The organism is Eubacterium sp. BL-380-WT-2B (assembly GCF_009696115.1).
Classification (GTDB): domain Bacteria; phylum Bacillota; class Clostridia; order Eubacteriales; family Eubacteriaceae; genus Eubacterium; species Eubacterium callanderi.
The window spans coordinates 352,967-370,641 of the sequence record NZ_VUMP01000006.1 but is presented as its reverse complement, the minus strand read 5'-3'; the positions used below and the strand labels follow the sequence as shown (position 1 = coordinate 370,641).

At 48.3% G+C, this 17,675-nt stretch carries 18 protein-coding genes and 1 riboswitch; of the genes, 12 read left to right on the top strand and 6 right to left on the bottom strand.

All coding sequences use genetic code 11. The annotated features are described in order from the left end of the window. Positions 1-195 precede the first annotated feature (195 nt). From FYJ53_RS14070 to FYJ53_RS14045, 6 genes are all read left to right on the top strand, one after another. A complete protein-coding gene (locus tag FYJ53_RS14070; RefSeq protein ID WP_013379380.1) occupies positions 196-1,065 on the top strand; it encodes a hypothetical protein in 870 nt (289 codons plus the stop codon). 16 nt (positions 1,066-1,081) lie between these two features. Further along, positions 1,082-1,348 carry a PqqD family protein gene (locus tag FYJ53_RS14065; protein ID WP_013379381.1) on the top strand — a complete coding sequence of 89 codons (267 nt, stop codon included), beginning with the start codon at positions 1,082-1,084 and terminating at the stop codon, positions 1,346-1,348. Beyond that, complete coding sequence (locus FYJ53_RS14060) at positions 1,341-1,817, top strand: S24/S26 family peptidase (RefSeq protein WP_154557384.1); 477 nt, start codon at positions 1,341-1,343, stop codon at positions 1,815-1,817. Before FYJ53_RS14065 ends, FYJ53_RS14060 begins: the two co-directional genes overlap by 8 nt. A 102-nt stretch (positions 1,818-1,919) precedes the next feature. Next, a complete protein-coding gene (locus tag FYJ53_RS14055) occupies positions 1,920-3,608 on the top strand; it encodes an ABC transporter ATP-binding protein (protein WP_090413471.1) in 1,689 nt (562 codons plus the stop codon). Between the two features lie 11 nt (positions 3,609-3,619). Then, positions 3,620-4,831, top strand: coding sequence for a nucleotidyltransferase family protein (locus FYJ53_RS14050; protein ID WP_148428713.1), 1,212 nt, complete (start codon positions 3,620-3,622; stop codon positions 4,829-4,831). Beyond that, positions 4,809-5,552 (top strand): hypothetical protein, encoded by a 744-nt coding sequence (locus FYJ53_RS14045; RefSeq protein WP_148428711.1) that lies wholly within the window; start codon positions 4,809-4,811, stop codon positions 5,550-5,552. Before FYJ53_RS14050 ends, FYJ53_RS14045 begins: the two co-directional genes overlap by 23 nt. A 55-nt stretch (positions 5,553-5,607) precedes the next feature. Here FYJ53_RS14045 and lsrF read toward each other — a convergent pair whose 3' ends face one another. From lsrF to FYJ53_RS14025, 4 genes are all read right to left on the bottom strand, one after another. Continuing rightward, complete coding sequence (gene lsrF / locus FYJ53_RS14040; RefSeq protein WP_148428709.1) at positions 5,608-6,486, bottom strand: 3-hydroxy-5-phosphonooxypentane-2,4-dione thiolase; 879 nt, start codon at positions 6,484-6,486, stop codon at positions 5,608-5,610. A 73-nt stretch (positions 6,487-6,559) separates the two neighbouring features. Continuing rightward, on the bottom strand, positions 6,560-7,558 hold the full coding sequence (locus FYJ53_RS14035; RefSeq protein WP_013379387.1) for a dihydroxyacetone kinase subunit DhaK: 999 nt from the start codon (positions 7,556-7,558) through the stop codon (positions 6,560-6,562). Positions 7,559-7,745: 187 nt separating this feature from the next. Continuing rightward, the gene (locus tag FYJ53_RS14030; protein ID WP_013379388.1) at positions 7,746-8,069 is read right to left on the bottom strand and encodes a hypothetical protein; all 324 of its coding nucleotides are present in this window, start codon (positions 8,067-8,069) and stop codon (positions 7,746-7,748) included. 38 nt (positions 8,070-8,107) lie between these two features. After that, a complete protein-coding gene (locus FYJ53_RS14025) occupies positions 8,108-8,731 on the bottom strand; it encodes a dihydroxyacetone kinase subunit L (protein ID WP_187367933.1) in 624 nt (207 codons plus the stop codon). A 246-nt stretch (positions 8,732-8,977) separates the two neighbouring features. Here FYJ53_RS14025 and FYJ53_RS14020 point away from each other — a divergent pair, with 246 nt between their 5' ends. Continuing rightward, on the top strand, positions 8,978-9,916 hold the full coding sequence (locus FYJ53_RS14020) for a sugar-binding transcriptional regulator (RefSeq protein ID WP_148428705.1): 939 nt from the start codon (positions 8,978-8,980) through the stop codon (positions 9,914-9,916). On the opposite strand, the gene FYJ53_RS14015 is transcribed toward FYJ53_RS14020, so the two are convergent. Next, the gene (locus FYJ53_RS14015) at positions 9,899-10,429 is read right to left on the bottom strand and encodes a hypothetical protein (protein ID WP_090413482.1); all 531 of its coding nucleotides are present in this window, start codon (positions 10,427-10,429) and stop codon (positions 9,899-9,901) included. The two genes, FYJ53_RS14020 and FYJ53_RS14015, sit on opposite strands and share 18 nt — an antisense overlap. A gap of 25 nt (positions 10,430-10,454) precedes the next feature. Continuing rightward, a complete protein-coding gene (locus tag FYJ53_RS14010; protein ID WP_177190777.1) occupies positions 10,455-11,060 on the bottom strand; it encodes a DUF2284 domain-containing protein in 606 nt (201 codons plus the stop codon). Between the two features lie 112 nt (positions 11,061-11,172). Then, positions 11,173-11,348, bottom strand: a riboswitch (cobalamin riboswitch). Positions 11,349-11,703: 355 nt separating this feature from the next. Between FYJ53_RS14010 and FYJ53_RS14005 the strand changes: the two genes are divergently transcribed. The 5 genes from FYJ53_RS14005 (at position 11,704) to FYJ53_RS13985 (ending at position 17,501) form a co-directional block, all read left to right on the top strand. Then, positions 11,704-13,128 carry a peptidoglycan DD-metalloendopeptidase family protein gene (locus FYJ53_RS14005; RefSeq protein WP_148428703.1) on the top strand — a complete coding sequence of 475 codons (1,425 nt, stop codon included), beginning with the start codon at positions 11,704-11,706 and terminating at the stop codon, positions 13,126-13,128. Positions 13,129-13,425: 297 nt separating this feature from the next. Continuing rightward, positions 13,426-14,196, top strand: coding sequence for a DeoR/GlpR family DNA-binding transcription regulator (locus FYJ53_RS14000; protein ID WP_013379396.1), 771 nt, complete (start codon positions 13,426-13,428; stop codon positions 14,194-14,196). Then, a complete protein-coding gene (pfkB, locus tag FYJ53_RS13995; protein WP_090413485.1) occupies positions 14,174-15,076 on the top strand; it encodes a 1-phosphofructokinase in 903 nt (300 codons plus the stop codon). The genes FYJ53_RS14000 and pfkB overlap by 23 nt, the downstream gene beginning before the upstream one ends. Before the next feature lie 17 nt (positions 15,077-15,093). Then, positions 15,094-17,106, top strand: coding sequence for a fructose-specific PTS transporter subunit EIIC (locus FYJ53_RS13990; RefSeq protein WP_148428701.1), 2,013 nt, complete (start codon positions 15,094-15,096; stop codon positions 17,104-17,106). A 137-nt stretch (positions 17,107-17,243) separates the two neighbouring features. Continuing rightward, positions 17,244-17,501 (top strand): HPr family phosphocarrier protein, encoded by a 258-nt coding sequence (locus tag FYJ53_RS13985; RefSeq protein WP_013379399.1) that lies wholly within the window; start codon positions 17,244-17,246, stop codon positions 17,499-17,501. The last annotated feature ends 174 nt before the right edge of the window (positions 17,502-17,675 follow it).

The following is a 17,675-nucleotide window of genomic DNA, read 5'->3' as shown; positions in this document are numbered from 1 at the left end:
GAAAGACTATCTAAAACCGGGACTCGATATTCAGGAATTTGAAGTAGAAGATATTATGGTGGATAGCAGTGGTGAGGAAGATCTTTAACCTAGTGAATACTATATGGATTCTTCACTGAGCAACAAGTAAATTTGAATAGGAAACTTTATTGTAGAATAAAGTTTCCTATGTCAATATTTAAGGTAAGTAAAATAATGAATAGATACATAATAGCTGAACTTAATATCAAAATGGCAATTTTTGGAAAAATCTTGAAAGATCAGTCCAGAGCATATCAATCATTGATTAGTCCAGAAAAATATAAGTTTGAATTTAGAAGTGATCAAGATAGCATACGGATCGAAGGAAATATTATTCAAAAAACTAAAGAAAAGATTATCTCAGAAACCATTGATAAATGGATATTTTATCGCAAAGAGGACAAGATCCTGAAAATACAAAAAATTTATTATAAAAACAATAATAATGCGGAATTTCGATACAGAGAACTTTTAAAAAAATATCCACTTTTAAAATTTGATGATTATGAGTATATCAATACCGGCTTTGCCTTCTCAAGAGCACTGCTCGATTATAACGGCTTTTGTCTCCACTCCTCAGCGGTAGCGCTGGATAACAAAGCGGTTTTGTTTTCTGCGCCTTGCGGTACTGGAAAATCAACCCATACCGGATTATGGCGAAAGTACTTTGGGGAAGATAAAGCCATCATCATCAATGACGATAAGCCGGCCATCCGCTTGATGGGCGATACCTTTTATGTGTATGGTACACCATGGAGCGGTAAATCAGACTTAAACACCAATGCTAAAGTGCCTCTGCAGGCCATTGTGTTTTTGGAACAGGCATCTGAAAATTGTATTGAACGACTGAGTAATAAAGATGCCGTCAGATGGCTATATTATCAGAGCTTGCGACCGACAGGCCCTCGAAGTGAAGAAAAAACAAGTAACTTACTTAATCTTTTGGATAAAATAGTATGTCAGATACCCATCTATAAAATGGGCTGTACCATCAGTGAAGAAGCCGTAGAGCTTTCATATAATACAACAATACTTGGTAAATAGTATAGGAGAATCTTTTATGAAAATAAAAAATGGATATATGCTGAGAGAAGTTGCCGGAGAGGCTGTTGTCGTGCCCACTGGTGAAGCAACCCTCAATTTTCAGGGCATCATCTCTCTCAACGAAACCGGAGCTCTTTTGTGGAAAGAGCTGGAGCAGGGCTGCGAGAAGAAGGATTTGGTTCAGGCACTTTTAGACGAGTATGAGGTTGACGCTGAAACAGCCGAGAAGGATGTGAATGAATTTCTTAAGCGGGCAGATGACGCTGGACTGATTGATGGCTGAACCAGGCGGCCGTCGGGTTGATCTGGAACATATGCATCCCATCATCACCGAAAAGCTGTCCTCCGGCGGCGAGGTCATTTTCACATCTGCCGGTACCAGCATGCTTCTGACACTTCGTGACCGCGAGGACCAGGTCTGTATTGTGCGGCCTCCGAAACGCCTGCGCAAGTATGATCTGCCATTTTACACCAGAGACAGTGGTCAATATGTGCTGCACCGGATCGTAAAGGTAAATGCAGACGGCACCTACACACTCCGGGGAGATCATCAGTTTGTGAATGAAGAGGGGGTGCGTTCCGACCAGATCATCGGCGTTGTCAAGGGCTTCTGGCGCGGAGGCCGCTACATCTCCTGCGACAATCCCTGGTACCGCCTGTACTGCCGTGTCTGGTGGCTTTTGTACCCGGCGCGTTACGTGGTGCTGCGGGGGCGCGGGGCGGTATTCCGTCTGCGTCGTCGATTTCATTAACAGCCCCAGTCCTCTGCATCCACGCTGTCCCGCCTCTGATGATTCCGTTCTTTCAGGGATGGCGCGGGTGCACAGGTCTGGGGCTTTTGGACAGGAGTTTTCGTGAATACCAAGCGTACCTACACCGATAAAGAAGTTTTTTCCTGGCTTTACCAGAATGCGAAAGGGCAGATTTTGGCCTGTGTGCTGCTGGTTTTCGCCAATATTGGGCTGGCCTGCATGGGCGTGGCCTTTGCGCTGGCGTCTAAGAGCGTCATTGACGGGGCCACGGCAGGAGGGCTGACAGTGCTTGTCTGGCGCAGCGCGGTTTTCTTTGGCATTATCGCGCTTCAGGCACTGCTGCAGGCCTACTGCCGCCATGCCCAGGCCACCATTCAGGGCCGGCTGGAGATGGGCTTTAAATGCCGTTTTCTGTCGGCTGTTTTAAAAAAAGATTATCAGGCTGTCATGGCTTACCACAGCGGCGATCTGCTCAACCGGCTCACCAGCGACGTGCAGGCCATTGCAAACGGCGTGACCTCGCTGCTGCCCACCTTTTCCGGGCTCATCACCAAGATCGTGTCTGCTTTCTGGGTGCTCTGCATGCTGGACTGGCGGTTTTCCATGATCTTTGCCCTGGCCGGAGCGGCCATGTTTGTGGTCACCCGCTTTTTCAGGAAGCGGCTCAAGGCTCTGCACAAGCGGGTTCAGGAGACGGACGGGCGGGTGCGCTCCTTTTTGCAGGAGCTGCTTTCAAGCTTTCTGGTGATCCGCACCTTTCAGGTGGAGGGGGCCATGGAGGACAAGGGGCGGCGGCTTCAGCAGGCCAATTACGACGAAAAAATCCGTAAAAACACCATCAGCGTGGTAGCCAATACAGGCATCAGCTTTATATTTAATCTGGGCTACCTCTATGCTCTGGTGTGGAGCTGCCACGGGCTGATCGCAGGAACCGTGAGTTTTGGGACGCTGACGGCTGTGCTGCAACTGGTCAACCAGGTGCAGTCTCCCTTTGTGGGACTATCCGGCATGCTGCCCCAGTACTACGGCGCCCTGGCCTCTGCCGAGCGGATGATGGACATCGAAGCCCTGCCCGATGAACCGGCAGTGGACAACGCCCCCTATGACGTTGAGGCGCTGTATGCGCATCTGCTGGGCATTGAGCTGCGCGGCCTGAGCTTTCACTATGACCGGGAGCCCGTGCTCGAGAGGGCAGACCTGTACCTTGAGAAGGGCAGCTTCGCGGTGATTTCGGGTTTGTCGGGCATTGGGAAGAGCACCCTGCTCAAGCTGCTGCTGGGGGTTTTTACGCCGGATTCAGGGCATATTGGGCTGAGAATGGACGACGGCTTCCGGATCGCGGCGGATCGGCAGACCCGGGGGATTTTTGCCTACGTGCCCCAGGGCAATTTTCTGCTCTCCGGTACCATCCGGGAGAACATTGCCTTTATCCGGCCAGAGGCCACTGAGGAAGAAATCATCCAGGCGGCAGAGCTCAGCTGTGCCATGGATTTTATTGAGGGGCTACCCATGGGGATGGATACTATCATCGGCGAGAAAGGGCTCGGCCTGTCCGAGGGGCAGGTCCAGCGTCTGGCCATCGCCCGGGCATTGCTGGGCGGCGCGCCCATACTCCTCCTGGACGAAGTGACCTCCGCCCTGGACGCTCAGACAGAGAAGCAAGTGCTTGAGAACATTAAATGCCTCAGAAACCGGACATGCCTTATAGTTACTCACAAGGCAGCAGCCCTGGCCGTCTGTGATGTAGTGCTGCGGTTTGTGGATGGAAAAATAATCATGGAAAAAAGATAGAGAGAAGTAAAATGATCAGAGACGAAAAATATTACGTGGTAGAGCTGCTGGCAGCGGTTTTAAAGGATCGGCAGCCCAGGCCGCCAGCGCCTGGCTGCGATTGGGACGTGGTTTACAGGGAAGCCAGAAGGCATTCGGTGGCGGGGATGGCAGACTACGGGCTTGAAAAGCTCGCGGAGGAGGAGCAGCCCCCGCAACTTGTCAGACAGTCCTTCCGGCAGGCCAAGCTTACAGGCATTGCCAAGGAGGCCACTCAGCATGTCACTGTGACCGAGCTGCTGAAAACACTCGATGAACAGGGCATCCGGGCACTCCCCCTCAAGGGCTTTGTGCTCAAATACGCCTATCCAAGGCCGGATATGCGGCTCATGGCCGATGTGGATATCCTGGTGGACGACGCCAACACAAAGGCGGTCGGGAAAATTTTGACCAGCAGCGGCTTTTCCTGTGAGCACGAGGGCGGCAACCACGATGTCTACTACCGTAAGCCCTATATGAATCTGGAAATCCACCGGAATATCCTGCCGGAAAAATACACCTTCGGCGGCTATTTCGACCATGTCTTTAACCGGGCTGTTTTAAAGGAGGGAACCCAGTGCATTTACGCCATGACCCTAGAGGATTTCTACCTCTACATGGTCGCGCACTTGACCAAGCATTACGCCCAGGGCGGCACTGGCATTCGCTCCATCATGGACCTGTGGGTATACCGGCGCTATTACAGAGACACCGCCGACTGGCAGGCCATTGACCGAGGCCTTGAAGTCATGGGCCTGAAAACCTTTGGCGAAAACCTCATGCGCCTGGCCGGGGTCTGGTTTGACAGCCAGCCGGGCGATGCGGTCACGGATGCGATGGGCCGCTTTATTCTGGGCAACGGCACCTATGGCACCACCCAGAACATGGAGCTCTCTGCCTTTACCAAAGTCTACGATCCCCAGGCGGATTTCCAGACTGTCCAGCGCCGCTACCTCTGGCGCACGCTGTTTCCGGGTATGGACCATATGCGCCAGGTCTTTCCCTGGGTGGCGGGCAGGCCCGCGCTGCTGCCAGCCGCCTGGGTGATGCGGGGCGTGCGCGCCATGCTCAAAAGGCCAAAGCGCACCCTGCACCGTGTGCAGGCCGTGCGCAGCACCACCGAAGATGAAGTGGCCAAAGCCAAAATGTTTTACGCGCAGTCCGGCCTGCAGGAGTTAAATCATGAGAAAAAAAGTCATTTATAAAGAAGACGCAGCGGTCGAGGAGCTCATCGAGGCGCTGGAGAAACAAAAGGGCGTACATTTTACGCCCGAGCAGTGCAGCGCCCTTCATTACGGCCTCAGCCTGGGTGCGGAGGTGGAGCACTGCGCCGACCCTGTCTACGATGGCGGACAACTGCGCGAGTTGTTCGAGGCCCAGGCCGCCGGCCTCGACACCCGGCTGATGAAAAATCCAGCTTACAGCTTCGGCCAGATGCACGAGATCGCCATTGGCCTGAAGGACGGCGTAAACGCCAGCGTTTACGCCAACCCGTCCTACACAAGAGAGCACACGTCATGGATGAGACGCGCTATGAGCCGCGGCATCGACATCAAAAACTATCCCGATTTTTTTAAAAGCGCATACGCCGCCACTCGCCAGTACAAGGCCCTCTGCAATGGGCTGCCCGAGATTGGCCAGCACCGCTACAGGATAAAGGCACGCAGAGTGGTTGAAACCGAGTATGAGATCGTGGTGGAGTGCAGCGATTTTGAAAATCTGCAGGAAGCCCTTGAGGCGGTTAACGCCATGACTCTGGAAAGCGCTCAGTCAGTAAAAAATAAATTGTATGAGCAGAAGGTGCAGATCAGGGAAAGCCGGTTTTCAGACCCTGTGTGCAAATCGTCGCGGATCGAGCTTTTCATGGAAGAGAAAACAGAAAAGAGAGGCTTTTGTCCCGACAGGATTAATTGCACTGACATCTGAAAAACAGCAAGGCTATTTTTGCCCTGCTGTTCTTTTTTTTGATTTTTTTAATATTTTATTTTATCTTGATATCCAGATAGCATTCATAAGCTTCTGCGCCGGTGCGTCCGTTATGAACGACCTCGCGGATGGCCTGGATCATGGCTTTGGGATCATCTGCCTGGAAGACGTTACGGCCCATATCAACGCCGTGGGCGCCGCGGCTGATAGCCTGATAAGCCATTTCAAGGGCTTCAGCTTCCGGGATTTTCTTACCGCCGGCAATGACAAGCGGAACGGGGCACGCGGCTGCGACTTCCTCGAAATTATCGCAGTAGTAGACCTTGACGATCTGAGCACCGAATTCTGCCAGCATGCGGGTTGCCAGGGAGAAATACTTGGTGGTACGCTCCATTTCCTTACCAACGGCGACAACGCCGAGAGTAGGAATGCCGTAGCGGTTGCCTGCGTCAATGGTTTTTACGATGTTATTGATGCTTTCACATTCGCCCTCTGAGCCGATGAAGGACTGGATGGCCATACAGGTGGCGTTCATGCGGATGGCGTCCTCAATATCGACACCGATGACTTCATGGCTCATGTCATCCTTTAGAACAGAGCTTCCAGCAGAGCAGCGCAGAGCAATGGCTTTTTTACAGTCTGGCGGAATACAAGTGCGTAGTGCGCCCCGGGTGCCCATGAGGACATCAGCGTAGTCCATAAGCGGTGGGATGGCCAGATCAAGGCGTTCGAGTCCTTGGGTTGGTCCCATAATATAGCCGTGGTCAAAAGCGAGCATGATGGTGTTGCCGCTTTTGGGGTCAAAGATCTGGGATAGGCGTGTTTTCATACCCCAGTCTACGTTTTCGATGCCTTTGACGTGGAAGCTTTTATTTTCTGCCGGTTGGTCAAAACCAAAATTTTTTGCGTGTTTGTTGCCGTCTTTATCTGCCATAAGTTTAATCTCCTTTATTTTGAATTAAAAAGCGGCGTTTAAAGGCCGCTTTTGTGATTTGTCGTTGCTTAACTTAAACTACTTTGTATGGGGTCTTACATGGAGCATTCCAGTATTTCAGTTCTTCTTCGTCTACACGGGCCATAAACATCTGGAAGCCTGCTGTTTCCTGTACCGTCAGAATTTCGCCGACCCAGCTAGCTTTAACATAGATATCTTTTTCTTCCAGGTATTTGTAAACCTTGCGGAAAACAATGAGAAGTTCCATTAAAGTGGAGGAGCCGCTGCCGTTGATGAATACCATCACGTCTTCGCCGGCTTTAAGATCAAGATCTGCGATTAATTCGTCTGCCATGATCACAGCGGTTTCGTCGGCAGATTTCATTGGCTGGCGTCCGCCGCCGCCCTCTCCGTGCTGTCCCATGCCAACTTCCATTTCGTCATCGCCTAAGGTAGAGATAACTTCGCCGTTTGCCGGATGGGTTGCACCCTTGGCGGCTACAGCGATGGTTGCCATGTTGTCTGCGAATTTCTGGGCAATGGCAGCTACTTCGTCTAAGGATTTGCCCTCAGCTGCGGCAGCAGCAGCAATTTTGTATACAGGCACACAGCCAACCAGTCCGCGGCGGTCATCTGCGTTGGAGCGCGGTGCGTTTGCGATATCTTCTTGAGTAACCACTTTTTTAACGTTTAAGCCTAATTTTGCAGCTTCCTTCATGGTTTTATTACCTGTGAGCATATCACCTGCATGGTTTAAAACTACGAATAAAACGCCGTGGCCTTTATCAGCCATCTTTAAAGCTTCAATACAAGCCTTGTAGCCAGGTGCTGCGAAAATGTCCCCGATAACGCAGATGTCCACCATACCTTCGCCAACAAAACCTTCGATGGCTGGTTCGTGGCCAGCGCCGCCTAAGGTTACAACGGTTACGCGGTCGGCGTCCTTTAATTTTTTGTTAACAACCAGGTTGTTGCCTGTCACTTCGATAATATCCGGGTTTGCCAGTTCCAGGCCTTCCAGTAATTCCGATACAATGTTTTCCGGCTGGTTTAAGAATTTTTTCATGGTCATTTTAGTATTTCCCCCTGTTAATTTAGATTATATTTGGTTTTTAATTTTGTTTTTTTAAAAGGATCGTATCTTTTCTGAAAAACAAAAATTCAGATTGGAGTATTTTTCAGAAAAAATGCGCTTGTTCGGTTACCGCCAGTACGCTAACGCTCCTTGCTCGCTGCCAGTTTTCTTTGAAAACTGGACCTCACTTCATCTCCATGAGTTCGAGGACGGTGCCATGCACGTCGACAAAAGCGATGTCCAGGGTCTCGTCAACAGCCATTCTTCCGTTTAAGACAGTGGCGCCTTCTTCTTCAATGAACTGGTCGATGTTTGGTACTTTATAAGCGACGTGGGTTTTGTTGACAACATCTGGGTGAAGGGGAGTCCCTTCTTCAAAACGCAGATATTCAAATTTCAGGTCATTGTTGTCAGGGCCGGAGATATAAACCTTCAGGCCTTCAGCATAATCTTCAGGTAATACGGTTTCCTTTACAGGAACACCAACGTGCATGATTTCATATTTCATCTTAAATTCCTCCTAAGAACTTAATAAATTAAAACAGATTAAAGGGCGTAGCCCTCTGCCAGTCCTTCGTAAAACAGGGCAAAAGATACAGAGCCGGGATCGGTGTGGCCGATGGCGCGGTCGCCGATGTAGCGGGCGCGCCCATATTTTCCCAGCATATCTGAGGTTGCATCGGACCCTTCGCGAGCAGCTTTGGCAGCCTGGTTAAGAACTTCCTGATTAATCTTTTCGGCGTTTCTGATCACCTCGGTGGCCGGGTAAATGGCGTCCATCATAGATTTTCCGCCGGGTTTTGCACCGGATGTATCGAAGAATTCTTCGTAGGCGCCAAGAAGGATGGTCTTAATGAAGGATTCGGTATCCTGTCTGGGATCCGCTGTGTCGGCCATTCCACAGACAAAGGAGCCAAACAGAGGAGCCGCCGAGCCGCCGCTGATGTCCTCCAGGGTATCATTAAGAGCTTCTAGCGCTTCTTTGAGGTCGGTTTCTTCATTCCAGGCATCTACTTCGGTCATCAGTTCTTTGGCGATCTTTTCCATGGTGGTTCCATGGTCGCCATCGCCGAGCTCACAGTCCAGTTTGGTTAAGTTTTCGACGTTGCTGATGATTTTATTAGCAGATGTTAATAACATGTTTTTGATTTTTAAGGTTTCTACTGACATACTCTCACCTCCGTTATCGGTTTCAACTTGGTTACAGAATAGCATTGAAATTAACATATGTCAATCGAAAAAACGTAATAAAGTTTAAAAACTTTAAAAAATACAATAAAAATGCAAAAAAAAGGCTATTTTCTGACAAATGTAAAGTTGATTGGATTTTAAACCTTAAAAGCAATGGATTGACATTTGTTAAAAAATAGAGTATATTTTAGAAAAAAACAGTTGACATTTGTAAAGGAGAGCATCATGAAAGAGAAAGAACTGATCCGCCTTATTACCGCGGCGCAAATGTATTATGAAGAGAATATGACCCAGGCAGAGATTGCGAAGTCTATGGGTATCTCGAGGCCTTCGGTCAGCAATCTGCTGAACAAGGCTCGCAGGGAGGGAATTGTTAAAATTGAGATTAAGTCTTTTGACAGCACCAGCATTGGAAAAAGCCGGGAGATGTGCAACCGGTTTGGCTTAAAAAGCTGCCAGGTCGTGAGCTGTATGGACGATAAAAATGAAACTCAGGAACGCCTCTATGAGGCAGCTGTGGATTTTCTTCTGGAACTTCTTCCAAAAACCCGTATCCTGGGACTTGGCTGGGGGTATAATATCAGCCGGATCATTGATATTTTAGCGAACCGGGAGCTCACTGAACAGTATAGCGGAAAGGTCTGTCCTTTGATCGGGACTGCCACAGTGCCCCACAAGGGCTACCATCCCAATGAGCTGGCCACAGATTTTGCACGGAAAACTGGCTTTGAGGCGGATTTTCTGATCTCACCGGCTTTCCCGACTACGAAGCAGGAGCGGGATTTGTTTGTGACGACGGATAATTACAACAGCATTCTGGCCCTGTGGAAAAAGACAGACACAGCCTTAGTGACCCTAGGGGGATATCCCTGTGTACCAGACCACGCCACAGCCCTGCGTTTTGGGCGGCGGCTGATTACGGAGCGGGCCACTTCTAATATTCTGTCTTACTTTTTTAACTGGAAAGGCCAGCAGATTAAAGGGGAGGATGATTTTGCCATTCAGATTCCGCTGGCACCGCTTTCTAAAATTAAGAATTTTGTTGGTATTGTGCCTGTGGGAGCGAATGTAGGGTCGGCCATCGGCTGTCTGAATACGGGGTTCGCGCGTCACCTTATCATTGATGAGGAAACCGCTGAAAAAATTTTAAAAACGGACGTATAACAGGTCACTTCCGAAACACCCCTCATTCTTTTCGGGGCTGCGTCTCAGGATAAAGGAGGCGAGCTCCCGGCCGCCGATCCGGCGGGTGTCCCGGATACCTTCATAGGCGTCGGTGAGTGCCTGGAGTTCCTCTGTATACTGAGAAAGGGGCCTGCAGGGCTGTCTGGTTTTGATGGACAGGGAAATAACGCCTGCGTTAAAAAGATTGATGCTGAAGTCCACGCTTTTTTCTCCCGCAGAAAAGGCACTTTCCAGCAGAATCTCTGTCAACCGGCAGATGTCCCGTTCTTTCACAAAGGAGGACATGGGGTAGAAAACCATAGGATTAAAGTCAATCCCCTTTTCCTGGGCGATGGCCTGAAAGAGGGAGATGACGCCATCCAGGGCGCAGTAGGCTGTGGCTGCCTTTTTTCTTAGGCCGCTGTATTTTTCCTTGAGGGTATGGAAATCGGAAACAGTGAAAGCGGGAGGCAAGAGCTCGGCAGAAGGAATGGAAGAAATGGTCAGGTTCATAGCGGTTTTCCTTTCTGAATGGGGATTAAAACAGCACAAAGCTGAAATAGGTGACGGTTTCGGGGCCATTATTATAGGAAAGGCCGGTTTTGCTGGCCAGATCCATGACCACGATGCCGTAGCCCTCCACAGAAGGGAATATCTGGTCGGGATAACGGCAGGGGGCATCAGGGTAGGTGCACTGGTCGCAGATGATACAACCCTCTGTAGAGAGCACCAGCGCGCCTGGATAATGGGCTCTGAAAAGCCTGGCGGATTTTGCCGTGGCGGCCTCGTGGACCATGCGTGCCCGGTGCCAGCCTCTGGAGTCGTACTGGCCCTTTAAATCGGTAACGGTTGAAAGCAAACAGACATTTTCGTAGGAACGGCATTTGGCAACACAGCTGTTGTAGCTGCCTACCGCTGGCGGGCAGGCCCAGGTGGCGCCGTAATGACCGCACTGGTTCCCCTCGCACAAAAGTCTTGTGCCCATGGAAAACAGCAGGTCGCTGGTTTTGGCAAAGGCATATTCATGAATACCGAACAGCTCACGTTTATCTTCAAGCTGGCGCTTGAGGGTCATCAGGCTCTTGATGACGGTGTCGCCTTTAAATTCTTTGGCAGCCTCTGCCTGTTTTTTTATTTCGATCAATGGGAATACCTCACCTTCATTTAGTACAATAAAAAAGCCTTCTCCGGCTCGAGAAGGCAAAAAATACGAAATCAATTAAAGAACGTATCTCTTAAACAACTCTAAATCGGAGTGTTTTAAGAAAACATTATGCCGGTCTTCTGGCTCTACAATGGCATTCCCCCAACCTTCCCATCCTGAGGACAGTGGTATATTAAGAGGACATATTGCATTACAGCTGCGATTACAGCAAAGGATTTTCACCTTTTTCCCATTTACATAATGTTTACAATATTAAGTTATCCTTATCATATCCCTTTGATTTTATTTTGTCAAGGTTTATTCGGCCCTGAAAAGAGACTTCTTGTAAATTTGTTTTCTTATAACAATATTTTCCTCTTTAATTTAATTTTAGTTGTAAAGAAAAAAATAATAAATATCCGATAAAGGGGCGAGAACCGCCTTGATTAAACCTAAAATACGTATATTTTAATGAATTTTTCATAAAATATTAAGTAATTTCGGTTAAGGTATTGGCAAGTGCCAAAGGATATGTTAAAATATATCTAAATTGTAAATAACTTTACAATTTGGTCAAAATTATATAGGAGGGTGGTGATTAGGCATTAGCAACGAAAGCCATCGCTCAAGTGGCAAGCTTCAAATGTTTTTTAAGAAGCTTGCGCATTACGCCAAGCACTTGAGCAAAAGAGAAAAAGTCGTATTCACAGGTTTCTGTGTAGCGCTTCTTCTCGGATTCTTTTCTTCAACCTGTCTTGGTTACAAGGTAATGGTTGACGGAGAGGTTTTAGGCTATACCAAAGATGCAGCTGTGTTTACACAGAGTCTGGATCAGGTAGAGCAGGATATGCGATCGAAAACGTCGATAGAAACAGCATATGTCTACAATGATATACAGATTAAAAAGAGCATCACATTTAATAAACCAATGTTTTCAGAAGAAGAATTTACTGATGCATTGAACGCACAGGATCTTCAGGTCGGCGTTCATGGTGTACAATTGAAGGTTGACGGACAGGAAGTCGGGAACCTGGCTTCATCTGACCAGGTACAGGCCGGTATTGCAGGTGCAATTAATAAGATCGGTAATGTACAAGATTCAGATAAGCTGGTAAAATGCGACATCCAGAGCGACGTTGTAGAAACGCCTAAGAATTTTCCGCTCGAGGACTTAAACAGTCCGGACGAGTGCGCTAATCTTTTAGCAACAGGTAATACTAATCCGAGTAAGAGTGAAGAGAGTACGAACGCTCCAATCCAGGTAGCAAGCCGTGGTGGAGCCGATGTGGCAAGAGACCAAAGCAATGAGCCAGCCCAAGAGGAAGCTCCAGCAGCTGAAGGTACCGTTGAAAATAATAGTAATGAGAATGTAGAAAACCAGAATAATGAGACTGAGACAAGCTCCAGTATCTTAAAAATTAATCTGACTAAAACATCAACTAAAAAAGAAGACATACCTTTCCAGACCGTTGAGCAGGAAGATCCAAATATATATGTTGATCAAACTGTAGTTACACAGCAAGGTGTGAACGGAGAACTTGATAAGGAAGTCGAAACCGTCTATGAAGACGGCAAGGTTGTGAGTGAAACAACCTTATCCGAAACAGTTGCAAAAGAGCCAGTGGCTCAGATTGTTTCAAAGGGAACGAAGCAGTACCCAACCATGTCTTCAAAGAAAGGCAATTTTATTTTACCGGCAGTCGGTAATATTTCCGCTTTAGATAAGCCAGGAAGCCACGCAGGCTGCTTTGCAGTGGATATCGCGAACTCAATGGGTACGCTGATCTACGCACCGCAGAGTGGTACAGTCATCCGGGCAAGTGAATTTGGCGGTTACGGATTATGCGTTGACATTATGATGGACGATGGAAAAACCGTCCTGAGAATGGGTCATAACTCCGAATTTAAGGTAAGCGTTGGTGACCGGGTCGAAAAGGGTCAGGTTATTGCGTTGATGGGCAGCACTGGTAATTCAACCGGACCGCACTCCCATTTTGAAATCCGCATTAACGACGTTCAGCAATTTTTACCAGATTATTTTGACATCAAGGACGGCGACAACGTCTGATGTCATGATCGAAAAAATTTAGTATATGCATATCACTGATAAAAAAGAACCAAATCGCGTGTTTGGTTCTTTTTTATTTTTTGAAAACAACCTCGGGCGTCGGTCCGGCTGCCAGCGTTTCTGGTTTGTTGACTTTTATACCCGGGCGTGGTAGGCTTAAACAGTCAAATTCAGTCATTACTAATCATATTCAAGAGAAAAACAAGGGTTTTTTTGAATTATTTTGAAGTTTTTTGAATGATTATGCTTGACATTGACTGAAGATGGTGATAATATACAGTTGCGGAGGTCAAAGAGATGTTAACAGAGGAAAGATTTAACATTATTTTAAAAACCGTGGAGAGCAAAAAAGCAGTGACAGTGCAGGAACTGACTGAGCTGCTTGGAAGCTCAGAATCAACGGTGCGGCGGGACTTAACCGCCCTGCACGAGATGGGCCTTATCAATAAGGTTCATGGAGGCGCTACAGCCGTTGATAACAGCTATACGACAAGTGAAGATGATGTGGCTTACAAACATGGCCAGTACAGTGAGGAAAAAAAGCGTATCGGCAAGTACGCGGCTTCGCTCATTAAAAAAAGTGACTTTGTTTTTATTGATGCGGGAACAACTACAGAGGCTCTCATTGATTATATCAGTGAAAAGGAGGCGACTTACGTGACCGATGGACTCGGACACGCAAATAAACTCCTTAAAAAGGGGTATAAAGTATTTATTCCAGGTGGACACCTTCGGGTTTCAACTGAAGCCATGGTGGGCGAGGAAACAGTGGAAGCCCTCAGAAAATACAATTTTACCCTTGGCTTTTTTGGAACCAATGGCATCAGCCCCACGGCAGGGTACACTACGCCGGATGTTCATGAGGCCCTGGTTAAGAAGGAAGCCTTTGAAAACTGCCGGGACGCTTACGTTTTGAGTGACCCTTCAAAATTTAATAAAATTTCTTCCGTTACCTTTGGCAGCATTGGTAACGCGACGATCATCACCACAGATTTGCAGGATCATAAATACCTGAAATTCACAGAGATAATGGAGGTAGATAAAAATGATCTACACAGTGACCTTTAATCCATCCCTGGACTACATTGTAAAGGTCGATAATTTTAAGACCGGTCAGGTAAACCGAACCGCTTCAGAGCGGCTGTTCCCGGGCGGCAAGGGTATCAATGTTTCCATTGTGCTTAAAAACCTCGGATTTGACAACGTGGCCCTGGGCTTTATCGCTGGTTTTACCGGAAAAGAAATTGAGAAGCGTGTCCGGGACTTTGGATGCAGTTCTGATTTTATTGAAATCGACAACGGTCTGTCCCGAATCAACGTCAAGCTTAAGTCCCAGGAGGAGAGTGAGATCAACGGCCAGGGGCCTCAGATTTCTGAGGAAGCTCTTGAAAAGCTTTTTGGTCAGCTGGACCGGCTGAAGGCAGGTGATGTGCTGGCGCTGGCAGGCAGTATCCCCAGTTCCATGCCGTCAGATACCTATGAGCGTATCATGGCGCGCCTTGAAAAACAAGGTGTTGATATTGTGGTGGACGCTACTAAAGACCTGTTGAAAAAGGTCTTAAAATATCATCCGTTTTTAATCAAGCCCAACAATCATGAGCTTGGCGATATGTTTGGGATTACCCTTAAAAACGATGATGAGATTATTTTATATGGAAAAAAGCTCCAGGAAATGGGTGCGCGCAACGTGCTTGTTTCCATGGCGGGCGACGGAGCCATCTTTTTGAACGAGGATGGCAGTGTGCATAAAAGCGCAGCACCCAGCGGCGAGGTTAAAAATTCCGTGGGTGCGGGCGATTCTATGGTGGCAGGCTTTCTGGCAGGCTACCTGGAATCCGGCGATCTGGCAGCCGCCTTTAAAATGGGCGTGGCTGCCGGCAGCGCCAGTGCCTTCTCGGAAGAGCTGGCAACTAGACAAGAGGTCGCAGACCTTTTAAATAAAATCTAATTCCAGGGGGAAAAGAAATGCGAATTACAGATTTGCTGAAAAAAGAAGGCATTGACCTTCAGGGAAAATCTGCATCCAAGAGCGAGACCATTGATAATCTGGTCGATCTCATGGACGCGACCGGAAACCTTAACGACAAGGAAGGCTACAAAAAAGCCGTTGTTGCCAGAGAGGAACAGGGAACAACCGGAATCGGCGAAGGGATCGCCATCCCGCATGGCAAGACAAGCGCTGTGAAGGAAGCCGGACTAGCGGTCATGGTGAGCAAGGAAGGCACCGACTATGAATCCATGGACGGACAGCCCGCCCACCTGCTCTTTGCCATTGCTGTGCCGGACAACTCCGATGATACACATCTCGAGCTTTTAAGCCGCTTATCCATGATGCTCATGGATGAGGACTTCAGACAAAAGCTTATAGATGCCACAGATAAGGATGAATTCCTGAAGCTTATTGACCAAAAAGAAACTGAAAAATTTGGCGAAGAAGACGCTAAAAAAGAAAAGGAAAATATGGCAGAAAAAGCTGTGGAAAAGGTAGAAACAGAGGAAGCCAAAGTGCGGGAAGCGGCTGCTGAGGTGGACACTGGATATCCGAAGGTATTGGCGGTTACTGCCTGCCCAACCGGGATTGCTCATACCTACATGGCTGCTGAAGCCCTGGAGGGTAAAGCCAAGGACATGGGCGTCAGTATCAAGGTTGAAACAGACGGCTCCGGCGGGGTCAAGAATGAACTGACCCGAGCTGAAATCGCTAATGCCGACGCCATTATCGTGGCAGCGGATAAAAATGTGCCCATGGCTCGTTTTGACGGCAAGCCGGTCATACAGACGAAGGTGGCCGACGGCATCCATAAGCCTGAGGAGCTGATCAGCCATGCGCTGGAGGGCAGAGCCCCTATTTACCATGCGGACAGCAAGGAAGAAAATACTGCTGACAGCGGCGAAAAGCAGAGCATTGGCCGCAAGATCTACAAAGATTTAATGAATGGCGTTTCCCATATGCTGCCTTTTGTTATCGGCGGCGGTATCCTGATCGCCCTGGCCTTCCTCTTTGACGATTACGCCATCGACCCAGCCAACTTTGGGATGAACACCCCCTTCGCGGCATTCTTAAAGACCATCGGTGGCGCGGCTTTTGGTTTCATGCTCCCGATTCTGGCAGGCTATATTGCCATGAGCATCGCGGACCGTCCGGGCCTGGCCGTTGGTTTTGTAGGCGGCTACATCGCCAGCCAGGGCTATATCCTGGGCATGGTGGACGGCACCATGACCATTACCACTGGCGGGACCTCCGGTTTCCTTGGCGCGCTGGTCGCAGGCTTCCTGGCCGGTTATCTGGTGCTGGGACTGCGGAAGCTGTTTGATAAATTGCCCGATGCCCTGGAAGGAATCAAGCCAACGCTTCTGTATCCTTTTTTTGGCCTCCTGATCATGGGCGCGCTGATGGTGTTCATCATCAACCCGCCAGTCGCAGCGCTGAATACAGCCATGACCAACGGCTTAAACAGCATGGGCGAAAGCTCCAAGGTTATCCTTGGTATTATTCTGGGCGGTATGATGGCCATTGACATGGGCGGCCCATTCAATAAAGCGGCCTATGTATTTGGTACGGCAGCCATCAGCTCTGGACAGTATGACATCATGGCGGCGGTTATGATCGGCGGCATGGTGCCCCCAATTGCCATTGCCCTGTGTGCTACTTTCTTTAAGAACCGCTTTACACAGAAGGAACGTCAGTCAGCCCTTACCAACTATATTATGGGACTGTGCTTTATCACAGAAGGGGCGATCCCCTTCGCGGCAGCAGACCCTATCCGCGTTATTCCATCCTGTGTTGTGGGCTCGGCGGTGGCCGGCGGCCTCTCAATGCTCTTTGGCTGTACATTGATGGCGCCCCACGGCGGTGTGTTTGTATTCCCGGTTGTGGGCAACCCGCTGTTCTATGTTGTATCGCTGTTGATCGGCTCCGTTGTCGGCATGATTTTGCTGGCAATTTTGAAAAAACCATTAAAGAAAGAAGCGGCATAATCATTTTATAGCAATATTTATGCCAGATTAGTATAAATATAAAAATTTTTAGAAAATAGACAAGATTTGCTATGCAAGTTTGGGTAAAAATGTTAATATAATACTAGAAATTTTTATAGTCCAAAGGAGAACTTAAAATGAAAGAATTTAATTACACAATTACGGACCCAGCAGGTATTCACGCAAGACCAGCAGGCTTACTTGTTAAAAAAACCCAGCCATACGCATCTGAAATCAGTCTTGTGAAGGATGGCAAAACCGGTAATGGTAAGAGCATGTTAAGCGTTATGGGTTTAGGTGCTAAAAACGGTGAAACCATCACTGTACAGGCAGACGGTCCTGACGAAGATACCGCTATTGTTGAATTAGAAGCATTCTTTAAAGAAAACCTCTAAATCGCTCCCTCTATTAAATTAAAATATATTTGGAAAGCGGCGCCGTTTTTAATCATCACGGTGCCGTTTCCCTTTTTTTGAAAAATATCCTTGAGTTTTGAGTGAAAATCAGTTAAGATAAAAGCAGTCAACCAAATAGGGTGTGCCTTTTCAATGAAAAGAAGACTGCCAAAA

Bases quoted from the DNA above. Each gene is read 5' to 3' on its own strand.
- FYJ53_RS14070 (WP_013379380.1), top strand. From the start codon at position 196: ATGAATAGATACATAATAGCTGAACTTAATATCAAAATGGCAATTTTT.
- FYJ53_RS14065 (WP_013379381.1), top strand. From the start codon at position 1,082: ATGAAAATAAAAAATGGATATATGCTGAGAGAAGTTGCCGGAGAGGCT.
- FYJ53_RS14060 (WP_154557384.1), top strand. From the start codon at position 1,341: ATGGCTGAACCAGGCGGCCGTCGGGTTGATCTGGAACATATGCATCCC.
- FYJ53_RS14050 (WP_148428713.1), top strand. From the start codon at position 3,620: ATGATCAGAGACGAAAAATATTACGTGGTAGAGCTGCTGGCAGCGGTT.
- FYJ53_RS14045 (WP_148428711.1), top strand. From the start codon at position 4,809: ATGAGAAAAAAAGTCATTTATAAAGAAGACGCAGCGGTCGAGGAGCTC.
- lsrF (WP_148428709.1), bottom strand. From the start codon at position 6,486: ATGGCAGATAAAGACGGCAACAAACACGCAAAAAATTTTGGTTTTGAC.
- FYJ53_RS14035 (WP_013379387.1), bottom strand. From the start codon at position 7,558: ATGACCATGAAAAAATTCTTAAACCAGCCGGAAAACATTGTATCGGAA.
- FYJ53_RS14030 (WP_013379388.1), bottom strand. From the start codon at position 8,069: ATGAAATATGAAATCATGCACGTTGGTGTTCCTGTAAAGGAAACCGTA.
- FYJ53_RS14025 (WP_187367933.1), bottom strand. From the start codon at position 8,731: ATGTCAGTAGAAACCTTAAAAATCAAAAACATGTTATTAACATCTGCT.
- FYJ53_RS14020 (WP_148428705.1), top strand. From the start codon at position 8,978: ATGAAAGAGAAAGAACTGATCCGCCTTATTACCGCGGCGCAAATGTAT.
- FYJ53_RS14015 (WP_090413482.1), bottom strand. From the start codon at position 10,429: ATGAACCTGACCATTTCTTCCATTCCTTCTGCCGAGCTCTTGCCTCCC.
- FYJ53_RS14005 (WP_148428703.1), top strand. From the start codon at position 11,704: ATGTTTTTTAAGAAGCTTGCGCATTACGCCAAGCACTTGAGCAAAAGA.
- FYJ53_RS14000 (WP_013379396.1), top strand. From the start codon at position 13,426: ATGTTAACAGAGGAAAGATTTAACATTATTTTAAAAACCGTGGAGAGC.
- pfkB (WP_090413485.1), top strand. From the start codon at position 14,174: ATGATCTACACAGTGACCTTTAATCCATCCCTGGACTACATTGTAAAG.
- FYJ53_RS13990 (WP_148428701.1), top strand. From the start codon at position 15,094: ATGCGAATTACAGATTTGCTGAAAAAAGAAGGCATTGACCTTCAGGGA.
- FYJ53_RS13985 (WP_013379399.1), top strand. From the start codon at position 17,244: ATGAAAGAATTTAATTACACAATTACGGACCCAGCAGGTATTCACGCA.